Genomic DNA, 14,672 nt, shown 5'->3' with positions numbered 1-14,672 from the left:
GCACATTGTATTCGATTTTTCGAATACAATTGGGCCGGTTACACGCGCCGCAGCACATTGTATTCGATTTTTCGAATACAATTGGGCCGGTTACACGCGCCGCAGCACATTGTATTCGATTTTTCGAATACAATTGGTCCATTTACCCTCGCCGCAGCACATTGTATTCGATTTTTCGAATACATTGGGGCCGGTTACACACGCTACAGCATATTGTATTCGATTTTTCGAATACAATTGGGCCGGTTACACGCGCCGCAGCACATTGTATTCGATTTTTCGAATACAATTGGGCCGGTTACCCTCGCTGCAGCACATTGTATTCGATTTTTCGAATACATTGGGGCCGGTTACACGCGCTGCAGCATATTGTATTCGATTTTTCGAATACATTTGGGCCTGCATTTATATCAAGTGACGGAAATCTGCGCCTATTCCTCGCTCCATTTCGTAACGGTAACTCAATTCAATTCACTTCTCCAGATTATCGCAGGTAAAGCCCTGCTGCGGGAGCGTCCGGCCAGCATCGCCGTATTGCGGATTCAGCGAATAGAAATGGGCAATGACCGCACTCCAGTCCCGCTCCGTCTGCCCCGCAGCCTGCAGGTATTCGCGGAATGCGGCATTATATTGCTCAATATACCCTTCCGTATCCCGGTTGTACCGCTCCTCGTGAAAGACCGCCTCAAGCGGCAGGCGCGGCTTCTTCGGCAGCTCCTCGTCCGGATAGCCGATGCACAAGCCGGCAACCGGAAAGACGTATTCGGGCAGCTCCAGCAGCTCGATAACGGCACCCGTATTGCGGCGTATTCCGCCGATCGGGATAATGCCGAGCCCCAGCGATTCTGCAGCGGCGATGGCATTGCCCATCGCAATGCCGGCATCGGCGGTGCCGACGAGCAGCGCATCCACGTCGCGTGCCGCTTCGTACGGCTTCCCTTCCCGTTCGCAAGCCAGCTTGGTGCGGTAGAAATCCAGGCAGAACACCAGAAACACCGGGGCCTCCGCCACATGCCGCTGGTTGCCGCTCAAAGCGGCCAGCCGCTCTTTGCGTTCCTCCTGCCGTACAGCGATGATCGTCATTTGCTGCCCGTTCACCCAGGAAGGGGCGGCCTGGGCCACTTCGGCAATGAGCCGCAGCTTATCCGGTTCAACCGGGCGGGCGGCATATTTTCGGTATGAACGATGGTTCATTAACGTCTGGATCACTTCATTATTCATCAATAGGTTTCCCTCCTGTTTCATCCGGGCTAATCGGCCAGAGCCTGTTCCAGATCGGCGATCCGCACCGGTATTTGGCTCTCCTTAGCGCCTTGCAGATAACTGAAATACGAGAACGTCAGCACGCCGTCCCTGGCCGAGAGCAGATGCAGATTGTCGCCGTAGTGCATGTCTGTGCGATCCGTATTTTGCTCAATCGAGGTCTGTTCCTCTGCACCTAAAATAAGCTGATACAACACCAGCCTGCGTTTCTTTACAGGATCAACGACGAATAATATCTGAGTGGCTGTTGCACGGACCAGGAGCAGGCGCTCACCGGCGAACCCTTCCAGCTTATACTCCTCCGGGCCGAGCCATTTGTCCAAGTCGTAGCTTTGAACAACAGCTCCATGATCATTAATATACCGGATATTCCCGCCCTCGGCAAAAACCCAGAGCCCGTCCCGTCTGGCCGTCCGTGGATCCTCATCCCCCCCGGACACGGCGGAGTGCAAAATCCGGTTGTTCTGGATAAACACCTTCACGGTCTGGCTATGGATCAGCGGTTCCCCCGAGAACGATGTCGCCGTAACCACAAACGAACCGGTCTGCGTAACGGGCTGAATGTTGATTTTGGCATACCGCCATTCATTAAGCTTCACATTGACCTCTCCAAGCCGTACAGGCGCGCCGGTTGTGCCTCTGCCGTAAACTTCGCCGCCGTTGCCGACCCAGAACGCATGGGAGCCTTTTTTGCCGAAAATATAGCTCTGCCCGCCCTCTATATGTATAGTCGTCCCCTCCACGGTCAGACGCGAGCCGGTGAGCCGGGCCACGTCCTTGGCGGCTATCATGTTAATGCCGTTCCTCTTCCGGATCCGGCATTGTTCCGCCGCCACGCCATCAACTTGGACTTGTCCCGTCTCCGTCTTCACTTGAATCGTTCGCCCGGGTGTATACATCACCGCCGTACGGGTCTTTTGCGACCATTCCACATCATAGACCAGCTTCTCGAAGGCTTCCTTCAGTGGAATATAGTGAGTGCCGCCAAGCAGCATTCCGCCGCTGATCTCTTCCGTCTCATTGATCACATAACGGTAAGAAGGGGCAGCGCCTGCAGTACCAGAAGCAAATGTTATAAGCAGGATTACCGTCACACCCCAGATAAATAAAGCACGCATAGACCTTTGCACCGAATCATCCACCTATTCTTCTTTTGGAATTATATTCCTTATATGACAGTGTAGATCATACTGCCGGATATCCTATTTTTCAATATCAATTGTTACTTCTATGAGCATCTCCTTAGTTTCCGCACAAAAAAATGGACCCGATTTCTCGGGTCCCAGCAGCAGTTATATTTTCAAAAGGGGGTCATGTATTTAGTTTAACCGGACACTGTTAGAGTTTGATAACGGCATTATTTCAATTGTGTAACAATGTGAATACTTTCATTACATCGCCCGAGCCGCCCGGCATCGGCAGCATACGTTCGAGAGACAGCCCGCTCTTGAGCATCACCCGCTCCGAGCGGATGTTGCCGCTGCGGCAGCGTCCCTCCACCCGTACCAGCCGCAGCTCCTGCAGCCCATATTCCAGCAGCAGTCCGACCGCTTCGGTCGCAAGGCCCTGCCCCCACCATAGCGGATCGAGCATATATCCCAGCACGGCGGTCCTCTCCAGCCGGTTCCAGCTTTGCAGCGACACCGTTCCAATCAGCTCCCGGCCGCCGCGCAGATAGATTCCCGTATGCAGCGCACGCGGGTCGGAGCCCCGCAGCATGCGGTAGACCAGCAGCGCCAATTGGCTGCGCAGCGGCCCGTCCTTGCGGTGCAGCATAATATGCGGTGCCACCTCGGGGCGGGCGAGCAGCTCTGTCAGCCTCTCGCCCTCGTCTCCATGCAGCTTCCTCAGCTCGACCCTGGCTCCCTGCCGGATGGGCAAAGCTGCAGCCTCATATGTGCTCATAGGCGCTCCTCTTTTCTGAGGGATGATATACGGGCTTAAGCCTTGCGCAATGTAATGATCGTCAGCTCCGGCCGGCACAGCAGGCGGAAAGGCATATACGTCTCGCCGAATCCTCTGTTCACATAGACCGGCATCGCGCGGTTGTAAGTATAATATAACCCGTTTATGTATTTCTGAGCCCCGTAAGGGGTATAGGCAGCGCCGATAAAAGGCAGACGGATCTGGCCCCCGTGGCTGTGCCCGGACAACTGGAGATGAAACGGATACGGCTCGGCCACATCGGCATAATCGGGCTCATGCATCAGCAGCACCGTACAGGTGCCTTCCGGAATGCCGCGGAGCGCCGCTTCCGGGTCGGGCTTGCCGTGCAGCAGATCATCCAGCCCGGCCACGGCAAGCTTCGCGCCGCCTTGCTCAATGACCTCTGACTGGTTGCGCAGCACGTTAAAGCCGGCTTTGTTCAGCAGCAGGGTCAGCAGCTCGGTGTTCTTGTAATCATGATTGCCGAGAACTGCGAATTTGCCGAGCTTCGCGGACAGCCCCTTCAGCAGCGGCACGCTCTCTTCCAGATCCTCTGCAAAGCTGTCGACGATGTCGCCGGTAAAGCAGATCAAATCGGGCTCCGCTTCCTGAATATGTTTTACCAGCCGGGCCAGATCGCGGGTGTCTTTGTTAAATCCCAGATGCACATCGCTGAAATGCACAAGCCGGGTGCCGGCAAAAGCCCCGGGCAGCTGCTTAAGCGGCAGCTCCAGCCGGGTGATATCCAGCCAGTTCGGCTCCCCCTGCCAGGCATAGCCGCCCGTCAGCAGGCCGGCGCCGACGACCGTCGCCGCGCCGCGGGTCAGGAACTGGCGGCGGGAGATTTTGCGGCCGCCGGTAGTTGGCGGCGGTGAACCGGCGCCGCCAGCCGCACTGCCGGAATCGGGAGAAGCCCCGGAAGAGGATTGGGTCATAGGGAGATTCTCCTTTCAATGGTCAGGACTCTGGTCTTGGACCTCTTCTTAGTCCTTGTTCTTCGTATGCTCTGTACGTTTGATATGTTCTGTGCGCTCAGATTGTTCGCCCTCTCCATCCTCGCAGGCACTCTTTTTAACCTCGGTTTCAATATCCACCTCGATCTCCGCCTCAATCTCCTTCTCGGTGCCGGAGCCGAGAATTTTGCGGAACAGGCCGAGCATGGACAGGGCGTAGGCGACGGTAATGAAGCTGAAGCTGATCTGCATCACCACCACCAGCCGGGAGGTATTGTCAATCGGGGCGATATCGCCGTATCCGACGGTAGTAAATGTGGCCACGCTGAAGTATAGAAAGGTGATGAATTGGCTCAGCAGATCATCTCCCAGCCCTTCCCCCGCGAAGGAAGACTGGCCGAACAGCTTATAAATCGATGTATATACCACCGTAAAAAAAATGATACAGGTAACGGCAGCGATGCTGATCCGGATCAGCGTCTGCTGCATACGGACCTCGCGGTTATTGGATTCCTTGATTTCATGAAAAATAAAATGGATGTAGAAGATCACCGATGCCAGCACAAACAGCAGAATCAGGCCGCGCAGCCCCCGGTCCCCCGGCACGATGTCCCCCAGATCGATCCAATTAAATAAGTCCTCGACCGAGACCATTACATAAATCAGGATGGGAGCGAGCAGCACGCCTTTGCCGACCCAGCTCATTTTCATCCGGTAAAAGAGCACTGTCATCAGCCCGATAATGGCCAGATTGAGCGACCACACCCACCATGCTATCTCCATCTGCGGATGCCCTCCCTTTCTCGCCTGCAGCAGGCCGTCGCAGGCCGTTCAGCAGTTATTATCGGACTGCGCCCTCGTCGCTCTCCTCAGGACCTGTTACAGTGATCGCAATCCGCTCCTCCGGCGCCTTGGCATAAGCCCGGGCAATCCCTTTGGCGGCAATCTCCTGCTTCAGAACCCGGCGCTGGGTTACAGCGACCTGTACGCTTCCGGCGAACGGGAACGGGTCAAGCACCAGCTCGTGCTCATTCCGCCACTCTGCGGTAATCGCCCGCCCGGAGGTGAAGCCGAATTCCTCACTTCCGGAGAATCCGTCCTTCCACCAGGGATGCTCCGCCGCTTTCGGACTTCCCGGCTCGTTCAGCGCGAGATACAGGGAGAGATCGTCGCAGAACTGCAGAAGCCGCGCATCATAGTACAGCTCGGCCTCGCCGATTGGCCGCCGCTGTTCAAGCTCACGCCGGATGCGTGCCCGGCGCTGCTCCTCTTCCTCCAGATAGGCGGTCAGCTCCGGACTGTCTTCGCCGGAGACGGCGATCAGCCGCTCGAAATGCTTGCTGCACAGCAAGGCGCCGTAAGCGGTGACCTCCTCGATCTCGTTCAGTCCCCTGCGGTAAAAGGTCAGCTTCGGCACCACCGGAAAATCAATGAAGCTGTAAGGGGCCCCCTCCGCATCATTCCAAAACGGCGTTTCGTCCAGATCAATCCAGCCGCGGTCATGATTCGCCACCGCCCACAGCACCTCTTCCCGCCGGTGGCCGCCCGGAACCTCATCCAGCCGGAAGGCTGCGGCGAATTCACCGGCTACCCTTCCGTGCTCATGCTGCTTCACGATTACAAACGCTTCGTCCTGCTCACGACAAATCACTGCCATTCCTCCCTGATTGCGGCTGCCTAAATGGATATGGAGATTATAACATATCGCGCTAAAAATGTTTGCCTCTGGATGCCGCCGCCGGCGGCGGCTCGCGTCATCTCTTTGTGCGCCGGCATTTTCCGCATGGCGGCTGCCTTAAGCAGCCCATATTATGTATAGTATGCTTCATACATGTACCCGTTTCACGCCGGGCTAGAAACAGGCTGCCGGCAGCCAAGATTAGCCATCTCCATGCTTACCCGCCATGCCAGCGGCAAAAGCCATGCCCCGCCGCGTGTACGGCAAGGCATGGCTTACGGACAAGACAAAAGCTGCAGCCTCCGCGCCTATACGCCGAGCCAGCGCTTGAACATATGCTTCGTCGTCTGCTTGTTGATTTCGGCAATCGAGGTCGTCAGCGGGATGCCCTTCGGGCAGGCCCGCACACAGTTCTGCGAGTTGCCGCAGCCGTCGATGCCGCCGTCCTGCATCAGCGCTTCCAGCCGGTCGTCAGCGTTCATCTCGCCAGTAGGATGGGCATTGAACAGGCGCACCTGGGAAATGGCGGCCGGACCGATGAAATCCGTCTTCTCATTCACATTCGGGCAGGCCTCCAGGCAGACGCCGCAGGTCATGCACTTCGACAGTTCGTACGCCCACTGGCGCTTCTTCTCAGCCATACGCGGTCCCGGCCCCAGGTCATAAGTGCCGTCGATCGGGATCCAGGCCTTCACCCGCTTCAGAGCGTTGAACATCCGGGTGCGGTCAATCACCAGATCGCGCACGACCGGGAATGTCTTCATTGGCTCCACCCGCACCGGCTGCTCCAGTTGGTCGATGAGCGCGGCGCAGGCCTGACGGGGCTTGCCGTTGATCACCATCGAGCAGGCGCCGCACACTTCCTCCAGACAGTTCGATTCCCAGCAGACCGGGACCGTACCGTCGCCCTTGGCGTTCACCGGGTTGCGCTGGATTTCCATGAGCGCGCTGATTACGTTCATCCCCGGGCGATAAGCCAGCTCGAATTCCTCTGTATAGGATGCACTCTCCGGATTGTCCTGGCGGGTAATAATAAACTTTACGGTTTTGGGAGCTGCAGCAGTTTCCGCCATATCTGTTACCTCCTAAAAGTTTTTGTGAGCATTGCTTCCTGGATTGCTTCGTTCAAAAACTCGCTTCGTAAGCATAGGCCTAGTTTTTGTGAGCATTGCTTCCTGGATTACTTCGAATCACTTCGTATAAAAACTGCCTCCTACGCCCTTATTGCACTTTATACAATAGATAACAGAAAATTCAGCCGGAATTGCGCTCCTACTGTACTTTGTACATTTGATTATGCGGAATGAGCCCGTTTTTGAGCTTTTGGCAGAAATCTATTGCACAAACTGCAATCGAGCAGCCCATTCCTCTTGCCATCTGCCCATTCTATTGCACAAAATACAATCTGCCCTCTACAGAAGCACCGGCGATGCCATCCTTAAAGTAACATTGCATTTCGCCCCGGATCTGTCCCAAAGCAGCGGCGGCGGTTACAGCAAACCTCTGAACGTCAGCCAAAGTTCACGATCATCGCCGCCTGCTGAGCCGATCTTCCCGATAGCTGCACTTTGTACAATTAAAACCGGCTAAATCTTTGCCTCTTGAACTTTAATTGCACTCGGTACCTCTATTTGCGGGGAAACCGCCCTATCTGCCTTTTAGCTATGAGAATAATTGCACGAAGTGCAACTAGTGCAATTAAGCATCAGCATCAGCATCAGCATCAGCATCAGCAGCAGCATCAGCAGCAGCAGCACCAGCTTCAGCATCAGCAGCAGCAGCACCAGCACCAGCACCAGCACCTGCTTCAGCATCAGCTTCAGCTTCAGCTTCAGCTTCAGCTTCAGCACCAATTCAGCTCCTGCACTCTGCCCCTGTTTTTTCTGCAATCGGGATACTTCTACTAACGCATGCTGTACACCGGCTCTTGACTTAGATGTTACTTATCAATCTGCATCTGCCCTAAACCGGAATCGGCATGCCCGATTATACCTTTAGTCCTTCGAATAATCGCGTACCCGCGGCGGGATGAGCGAGACGTCGACGGCCTCGTAGGAGATTTCCGGACCGTCCGGGGTCCAGGTCGCTTTGGTGGTCTTCAGGAACTCCTCGTCGTTACGTTTCGGGAATTCCGGCTTATAGTGGGCGCCCCGGCTTTCGTTGCGCAGCAGCGCGCCGAGCGTCATCGCTTCGGCCAGCTCCAGCATATTCCACAGCTGGCGGGTAAAAGCTACCCCCTGGTTATTCCAGCGCGACGTATCGATCATATTAATGTTGCGGTAGCGTTCCTTCAGCTCTTTGATTTTGCCGATGGTGTCCTGCAGTTTGCCGTTCTCGCGGACGACTGTCATGTTCGCCGTCATCCACTCGCCCAGCTCTTTGTGGATCCCGTAAGCATTTTCCGTGCCGGTCATGCCGAGCAGCGATTCGTATTTAAGCGTCTGCTCACCGGTATACCGGTCGAACACCGTGGACGAAATATCCTGCGCCGACTTCTTGAGCCCTTTAATATATTCAACAGCCTTCGGTCCGGAGACCATGCCGCCGTAAATGGCCGACACCAGCGAGTTCGCACCCAGGCGGTTCGCCCCGTGATACTGGTACTCGCACTCGCCCGCCGCAAACAGTCCCGGAATGTTGGTCATCTGGTTGTAATCCACCCACATGCCGCCCATGGAGTAATGGACCGCCGGGAAGATTTTCATCGGGATTTTGCGCGGGTCGTCGCCCATAAATTTCTCATAGATTTCAATAATGCCGCCGAGCTTCACATCCAGCTCCTTTGGATCCTTATGCGAAAGATCGAGATAAACCATGTTCTCGCCATTGATCCCCAGTCCCTGATCGACGCAGACGCTGAAGATTTCGCGGGTGGCGATATCGCGCGGCACCAGGTTGCCGTAAGAAGGATATTTCTCCTCGAGAAAATACCACGGCTTACCGTCCTTGTATGTCCAGATGCGTCCGCCCTCGCCGCGCGCCGATTCCGACATCAGCCGCAGCTTGTCATCGCCCGGAATGGCCGTCGGGTGGATCTGGATGAACTCGCCGTTGGCGTAGTGGACGCCCTGCTGATAGACCGCGCTGGCGGCGGTGCCGGTATTGATGACCGAGTTGGTCGTTTTGCCGAAAATAATCCCCGGACCGCCGCTGGCCAGAATCACCGCATCCGCCGGAAAGGACTGAATCTCCATCGTCTTGAGATTCTGGGCGGTGATGCCGCGGCAGACGCCTTCATCGTCGAGAATAACCGAAAGGAATTCCCAGTTCTCGCTCTTGGTCACGAAGCCCTCGGTCTCCCAGCGGCGCACCTGTTCATCCAGCGCATAGAGCAGCTGCTGTCCGGTAGTTGCCCCCGCAAAAGCCGTCCGGTGCCGCTTCGTCCCGCCGAACCGGCGGAAATCAAGCAGCCCTTCCGGTGTGCGGTTGAACATGACGCCCATCCGGTCCATCAGGTGGATAATGCCGGGGGCCGCTTCGCACATGGCCTTGACCGGCGGCTGGTTCGCCAGAAAGTCACCGCCGTACACGGTGTCGTCAAAATGCTCCCAGGGCGAATCCCCCTCGCCCTTGGTATTGACGGCCCCGTTGATGCCGCCCTGGGCACATACGGAGTGCGAGCGTTTAACAGGAACGAGCGAGAATAGATGGACATGCGCGCCGGATTCGGCCGCTTTGATGGTCGCCATCAGCCCGGCCAGCCCTCCGCCCACGATAATGATGTCGGCTGTTGCCATGGTTGTTCCCTCCTAAAATTTTTGGTAGCCTACTCTTCGCCTGAGACACTTCGCAAAAATCGCTTCGGAAGCGTTACTTAGTTTTGTAAGCAACTGCTTCGCTGTGATCCTTCGGACAAAACTAGCTTCGGAAGCGTTACTTAGTTTTGATAGCATAAGCTGCTGATTGAGGCACTGTGATTCATTCCCTTGTGTAAAGTCCAGATACTGGGTACGCTCCTAAAGGAAGCGGATGAGGACGGTTAACCCACGCTGCGGAGCGACGTCAGCGCAGTCGATAACGCCTGGAATTCATCGTCACGGAAAGTAACCAGCGATAGCAGGAACATGAAGGTTACGATGACAAACAAGCCGAGGCACAGGATGGATGAAACTCTTTGCGCACGGGGACCCACGGTAATTCCCCAGCTGATCAGGAACGACCAGAGGCCGTTGGCAAAATGGAAGCAGGCTGCAACGATACCGATTACATACACCGTTAGCAGCAGCGGCTGGGACACAATATTGTGCATCACGCCTCCCAGCTCCTCATGCTCGACATTGCCGAGCGCGACCTGGAACCGGGTCTCGAAGACATGCCAAACGACGAACACAAAGGTAATGACGCCGCTGATCCGCTGCAGCGTATACCGCCAGTTGCGCTCCAGATTGTAACGGTTGAGGTTCGGTTTCGATTGGTAGGCGATGTAGAGTCCGTAGACTCCGTGGTACAGCAGAGGAAGCCAGATGCCGAACAATTCCAGGAAGAAGACCAGCGGCAGGCTGTTCAGCCACAGCACGCTGTCAATAAAGCCGGAAGCGCCGCCCTCCACTGCCGAGAAATTGGTCAGCATGTGCTCTAGGAAGAAGAACCCGAGCGGGATGACGCCGAGCAAGGAATGAATCTTTCTGGAATAAAATCCTCTCATGCAAAGTGTCCCCTTTCCGAATAAAACAGCGTTTTCATTAATGAGCATACACCGCCGGGATGGCAGTTGAAACAGGGGCTGCGGCGCCTAAAAATACGGCCGGAGCTTCATATGCATCGCCGTTCGGCGTTTTCCCGGACTTTGCTACTCAATTCACAAATTGTGAATATCTTGTGTCACTTTGTATGTTACTCTTTTTTCGCTTATAAGGGAATTGCAATATAATTATTAAACGTTATACAATTATTGCATAAGAATAGCTATAACATGAGAATTATTCTCAATAAAAGCCATAGTTTTTCATTTTTCTGCTCATAATCCCTGCTCTAATAAGGATCAGGACAAATATAACAGTGCGGTTCATCACTTTGACCGATGCTCTTCGAGCATATTATTCAAAAACCCACCTATTCCAAAATATTTCACGAAAAGGAGAAACGGGCTATGTTTGATGATCTGGAAATCTTCGCCGCCGTGGTTGAGCATTCCAGCCTGAACCGGGCTTCCCGGATGCTGAACCTGTCGCAGCCTGCGCTATCGCGCAAAATCTCCAAGCTGGAGGAACGGCTCGGCGTACCGCTGTTCACCCGCTTCGGCAAACGGCTGGAGCTGACCGAGGTTGGACGGCTAACCTATACCTATGCCCTGGAGCAGCGGCAGCAGCGGGCGAATTTCCTGGAGGCGCTGTCCAAGTATAAGGAAGGCGAGCCGCAGCTCGTAACGCTGGGCGCCAGCCTGACCACGCTGCAGACGACGCTGCCGCCGCTGGTCAACGCCTACATGGAGAAATATCCGGCCGCTGAGCTGAAGCTGATTACCGGCAAGACCCATGAAATCGTCACCTCGGTCAGCGAGGGCAAGTCGGATGTCGGCATTATCGCTTCCGCTGTACAGGAGCCGGGGCTGCGCTGCGTGCCGCTGTTCGAGGATCAGCTGCGCCTGGTCGTCGCGGAGCATCATCCGCTGACGCTGACGCCGAAGCTTACGATGGCCCAGCTCTCCCGCCAGCCGATGATCCTTTTCTCCAAAGGCACCTGGTACCGCCGGATGACCGACGAGCTGTTCCAGCGCAGCGGCGCCGATCCCGATGTGCGGATGGAGATCGACTCCTTCGAGGCCATCGTCCGGCTGCTGCCGACGATCAAGGCGGCCGCGCTGCTGCCGAAGTCGTATCTGCGGCCGGAGCTGCTGGGAGCAAGCGGCCTGGTCTCGCTGCATATTAAGGAGCTGGACCAGACCCAGCGCACCACCTGCCTCATCTATCCTGTCAGCGGCGGGCTAAGCACCGCCGCCCGCTGCCTTGTACAGGTGACGGAGGATGTGTTCCTGCACGGGCACGAATAGACGCCAAAGGCCCGGCAGGCGGCCTGTTATCGCTGACAGACTGCCTGCCGGACCCATTTTTTTGCCCGGTTCACTTATTTAAATTGTACCGAGAGCCAGCCGGTCCAGATGCATAACCAGCGGGTGTTCCGCCTGCTCCCTGCTTCTGCGGTGGGCATAGGTATCGGCGGTAATCTCTTCCGGCTCAATAAGCCAGACCGTCGACAGGTCGTAATCCGGATTCCGCTCCAGCGCCTGCTTGTAGTAATGCTCGAATACAGGCCCGCAAATGATGGAGTAAGCCGGCGTCCCCTTGATCTGATACGTCTCCTTTCCGGTGCTGACCGTGACCGCAACCCTGCGCTTGAACCAGATGCTGTTGACCAGATTGACATTGGTCTGCGAGGTTTCGGTCAGCTCCAGATAGACGATCTGCCCCTCGTCGTTAATCGTGATGCTCTGGTCCAGAAGGATATGGGGGACACCCTGCATATCGGCAGTCGCCAGCACCTTGCTTACCCCGGAATCGCGCAGTAACGCGGCGATTTCTTCGTTTATTGTCGTCATTAACACTCCCCACCTTCCTCACTCTACAATCCTTATACCTGCTTATCCTGATTATCTGATCGGCTGTCTCATCCGGGCCTTCACCCGGGCCTTCACCCGGGCCTTCACCCGGGCTTCCGCACACCCTTGCGCACCGCCCTGCCTGCACATCCTTGCTGCCGTTCATCCGGCCACGGGGCGCCCCCGGTCCAGATCCGTGTCGGGATGATTGCCGCATTTGCGGTAATTGTCCATATCGGCGTTTAGACTGTATTTGACCCGCAGATCGCTCAGGCCTTTGGCCAGCTGCACATAATACTCCAGCGAAGGCGTCTCCTGGTTATGGAACGCGGAGCCCTGCATCGGCACCCAGACACAGTGCACCATGCTGACCCCCTGCTGCGCGAAATCCTCGGCTTCCTCCAGCACGACCTTGAGCGCTTCGGCTTCGTCGCGGATGCCGTGCGGACGGGCCGTTTCACAGCCGCCGACGATACCGCTGGTGACGTTGCCCCTGCCAAAAATATCGACCGCAGCGATAATCCGTCTTTTCCACTCGCGGTAGCCTACCTCCTGGTGCTTGCCTTTGCAGATCCAGGCAAACAGCTCCTCATTGGGAATTTCGATGTCAGAGGTATAGGTCATCAGCCCGGTATTCTCGTACAGCCTCGCCAGCTGGCGCTCGTTGAAGGCGGAGGCGACCAGGGTGCTCGGAAATTTGCGCTGCCTGAAGTTGGCTCCCGCCGCCTGCAGCATTTCGATATACATCTCCACTTCGTCGTCGAAGATCTCCGCGCCGCTTAGGATGGAGCCCGAGCTCATTTTCAGATTGGTAAAAGCACCCGGCTGCTTCAGCGCCTCCCGTACCGTCTCATAGACATCCTGCGCCTGCAGCTGCTTCTGGATATTGCTCTCCTTGCGGCTGCGTGTCGAATTGGCGTTGATATTGCAAAATTTGCAGGCGCCGCCCTTATGCCAGAAATGGCAGTGGCTGTTCGGATCGATATCCAGCCGCTGTGGGCGGGCGGAAGCGACCTGCCACATCGGCGTCCCCGCACTGGTGAACTTGTCGTAATAATGCGGCTTATACCAGTACTCAACCTCTTCGACAATCTCCCCTTGGTCGGTGATATACAGCTTGCCGCCGATCTCGTCGACGACGTACGGATTCTTCGCATGCGGCGAAGGCATGGCGATAATGGAAGTGCCGTCCCGCAGCAGTAGCGACACCGGCACAGCCCGTTCCCCGTCGCCGTTCGAGCCGATCAGTACCCGCTGCTGGTGTTGATGCTTCGTCTTGTCGAGCGCTCCGAGCGCCCGCTCCGTGTAGACGAACGAACGGCGGGTAATGTCGCTTTTGATAATGACAAACGGGGACACATTGCTGTATTTGCTGATGACTTCCTTCAGCGTCAATTCCTCTGATCTACTTGCAGATTGCGCAGTTGCGGCACACATCTGTCCCACCTCGGCTTTCGTATTGTTGTAGGTTAAGCATGACTAATCCAAGTCTCAGCCCTTCAGCGCCCCATCCGACAATCCGGTGATAAAATACCGCTGCAGGAACAGGAACAGCACCACCAGCGGCAGGGAGGTGATAAGCACTCCGGTCAGCAGCATCGGATAATCGGTGACATATTCGCCCCTGAACTGCAGAATCGCCAGGGGCAGCGTCAGCTTCGACTTGCTCCCGAGCAGCAGCATCGGAATCAGCAGGTCATTCCAGACGATCACCAGCAGGAACGCCGCCGTGGACGCCAGCGAAGGCGCAACCAGCGGCACGGCAATCCGCCAGTAGAGGCTCCACTCGCCGCAGCCGTCGAGGCTCCCGGCCTCCAGCAGCTCCCGGCTGACCAGCTTCATAAACCCGCTCAGCATGAAGACGGCGAGAGGCAGCAGCAGCGCAGAGGAGACGAGGATCAGTCCCAGCAGACGGTCCGACAGGCTCAGCTTGCGGGCCAGGTCATAGATGGTCAGCATGTTCACCTGCGAGGGAACCATCAGGCCCGCCGCGAAGAGCATGAACAAGCTGCCGGCTGTCCGGCCCCGGAAGCGGACAATCGCATAAGCGATCATGCTGCCCAGCAGCAGTACCAGCAGCACGGTGCCGGCCGTCACCTGCACACTATTGAAGAAATAGGTCCACAGGGGCTGCTCCCTGAAGAGACGGCCAAGGTTTACGAGAGTCGGCGGAAGCGGCCAGCCCAGCGGATGGGCATAGAAGTCCGGCGACGATTTGAACACCGTAACAGCCACGAAATACAGCGGCGCCACAATCAGCACCGCATACAGCAGCAGCACGGCCCTTCGCAAGAACGTCATCTCGCACACGTTCCCC

The 14,672-nt window shown here is 56.3% G+C and carries 14 protein-coding genes; 1 reads left to right on the top strand and 13 read right to left on the bottom strand.

All coding sequences use genetic code 11. The annotated features are described in order from the left end of the window. Positions 1–471 precede the first annotated feature (471 nt). From F1381_RS23610 to F1381_RS23565, 10 genes are all read right to left on the bottom strand, one after another. Positions 472–1,221, bottom strand: coding sequence for an NADPH-dependent oxidoreductase (locus F1381_RS23610; protein ID WP_151737294.1), 750 nt, complete (start codon positions 1,219–1,221; stop codon positions 472–474). A gap of 29 nt (positions 1,222–1,250) precedes the next feature. Then, positions 1,251–2,381, bottom strand: a complete 1,131-nt coding sequence (locus F1381_RS23605; RefSeq protein WP_151737293.1) for a stalk domain-containing protein — start codon at positions 2,379–2,381, stop codon at positions 1,251–1,253. Positions 2,382–2,625: 244 nt separating this feature from the next. After that, positions 2,626–3,168: a GNAT family N-acetyltransferase gene (locus F1381_RS23600; RefSeq protein WP_151737292.1), complete on the bottom strand. Its 543-nt coding sequence runs from the start codon at positions 3,166–3,168 to the stop codon at positions 2,626–2,628. 35 nt (positions 3,169–3,203) lie between these two features. After that, positions 3,204–4,124, bottom strand: a complete 921-nt coding sequence (locus tag F1381_RS23595) for a metallophosphoesterase (RefSeq protein WP_151737291.1) — start codon at positions 4,122–4,124, stop codon at positions 3,204–3,206. A gap of 48 nt (positions 4,125–4,172) precedes the next feature. After that, positions 4,173–4,925: a potassium channel family protein gene (locus tag F1381_RS23590; protein WP_246188169.1), complete on the bottom strand. Its 753-nt coding sequence runs from the start codon at positions 4,923–4,925 to the stop codon at positions 4,173–4,175. 58 nt (positions 4,926–4,983) lie between these two features. Continuing rightward, positions 4,984–5,793, bottom strand: a complete 810-nt coding sequence (locus F1381_RS23585; protein ID WP_187355539.1) for a DUF3891 family protein — start codon at positions 5,791–5,793, stop codon at positions 4,984–4,986. Positions 5,794–6,128: 335 nt separating this feature from the next. Then, a complete protein-coding gene (gene sdhB / locus F1381_RS23580; RefSeq protein ID WP_151737289.1) occupies positions 6,129–6,893 on the bottom strand; it encodes a succinate dehydrogenase iron-sulfur subunit in 765 nt (254 codons plus the stop codon). A 585-nt stretch (positions 6,894–7,478) separates the two neighbouring features. Next, positions 7,479–7,709, bottom strand: a complete 231-nt coding sequence (locus F1381_RS28470) for a hypothetical protein (protein ID WP_187355538.1) — start codon at positions 7,707–7,709, stop codon at positions 7,479–7,481. Positions 7,710–7,814: 105 nt separating this feature from the next. Then, positions 7,815–9,557 (bottom strand): succinate dehydrogenase flavoprotein subunit, encoded by a 1,743-nt coding sequence (sdhA, locus tag F1381_RS23570; protein ID WP_151737287.1) that lies wholly within the window; start codon positions 9,555–9,557, stop codon positions 7,815–7,817. A 242-nt stretch (positions 9,558–9,799) separates the two neighbouring features. Next, positions 9,800–10,465: a succinate dehydrogenase cytochrome b558 subunit gene (locus F1381_RS23565; RefSeq protein ID WP_151737286.1), complete on the bottom strand. Its 666-nt coding sequence runs from the start codon at positions 10,463–10,465 to the stop codon at positions 9,800–9,802. A 444-nt stretch (positions 10,466–10,909) separates the two neighbouring features. Here F1381_RS23565 and F1381_RS23560 point away from each other — a divergent pair, with 444 nt between their 5' ends. Next, positions 10,910–11,809 (top strand): LysR family transcriptional regulator, encoded by a 900-nt coding sequence (locus tag F1381_RS23560; RefSeq protein ID WP_151737285.1) that lies wholly within the window; start codon positions 10,910–10,912, stop codon positions 11,807–11,809. Positions 11,810–11,887: 78 nt separating this feature from the next. On the opposite strand, the gene F1381_RS23555 is transcribed toward F1381_RS23560, so the two are convergent. The 3 genes from F1381_RS23555 to F1381_RS23545 form a co-directional block, all read right to left on the bottom strand. Then, positions 11,888–12,355 carry a hypothetical protein gene (locus F1381_RS23555; protein WP_151737284.1) on the bottom strand — a complete coding sequence of 156 codons (468 nt, stop codon included), beginning with the start codon at positions 12,353–12,355 and terminating at the stop codon, positions 11,888–11,890. Positions 12,356–12,517: 162 nt separating this feature from the next. Beyond that, positions 12,518–13,750 (bottom strand): radical SAM protein, encoded by a 1,233-nt coding sequence (locus tag F1381_RS23550; RefSeq protein WP_222850481.1) that lies wholly within the window; start codon positions 13,748–13,750, stop codon positions 12,518–12,520. Positions 13,751–13,846: 96 nt separating this feature from the next. Beyond that, the gene (locus tag F1381_RS23545; RefSeq protein ID WP_151737282.1) at positions 13,847–14,656 is read right to left on the bottom strand and encodes a carbohydrate ABC transporter permease; all 810 of its coding nucleotides are present in this window, start codon (positions 14,654–14,656) and stop codon (positions 13,847–13,849) included. Positions 14,657–14,672 lie beyond the last annotated feature (16 nt).

Source organism: Paenibacillus tengchongensis (assembly GCF_008973665.1).
Lineage (GTDB): Bacteria > Bacillota > Bacilli > Paenibacillales > Paenibacillaceae > Paenibacillus_AQ > Paenibacillus_AQ tengchongensis.
Note: the sequence above shows the minus strand (reverse complement) of the source record. Positions and strands in the feature narration are given on the sequence as shown.

Coding starts and splice junctions, on each gene's coding strand:
- F1381_RS23610 (WP_151737294.1), bottom strand. CDS start 1,221: ATGAATAATGAAGTGATCCAGACGTTAATGAACCATCGTTCATACCGA.
- F1381_RS23605 (WP_151737293.1), bottom strand. CDS start 2,381: ATGCGTGCTTTATTTATCTGGGGTGTGACGGTAATCCTGCTTATAACA.
- F1381_RS23600 (WP_151737292.1), bottom strand. CDS start 3,168: ATGAGCACATATGAGGCTGCAGCTTTGCCCATCCGGCAGGGAGCCAGG.
- F1381_RS23595 (WP_151737291.1), bottom strand. CDS start 4,124: ATGACCCAATCCTCTTCCGGGGCTTCTCCCGATTCCGGCAGTGCGGCT.
- F1381_RS23590 (WP_246188169.1), bottom strand. CDS start 4,925: ATGGAGATAGCATGGTGGGTGTGGTCGCTCAATCTGGCCATTATCGGG.
- sdhB (WP_151737289.1), bottom strand. CDS start 6,893: ATGGCGGAAACTGCTGCAGCTCCCAAAACCGTAAAGTTTATTATTACC.
- sdhA (WP_151737287.1), bottom strand. CDS start 9,557: ATGGCAACAGCCGACATCATTATCGTGGGCGGAGGGCTGGCCGGGCTG.
- F1381_RS23565 (WP_151737286.1), bottom strand. CDS start 10,465: ATGAGAGGATTTTATTCCAGAAAGATTCATTCCTTGCTCGGCGTCATC.
- F1381_RS23560 (WP_151737285.1), top strand. CDS start 10,910: ATGTTTGATGATCTGGAAATCTTCGCCGCCGTGGTTGAGCATTCCAGC.
- F1381_RS23555 (WP_151737284.1), bottom strand. CDS start 12,355: ATGACGACAATAAACGAAGAAATCGCCGCGTTACTGCGCGATTCCGGG.
- F1381_RS23545 (WP_151737282.1), bottom strand. CDS start 14,656: ATGACGTTCTTGCGAAGGGCCGTGCTGCTGCTGTATGCGGTGCTGATT.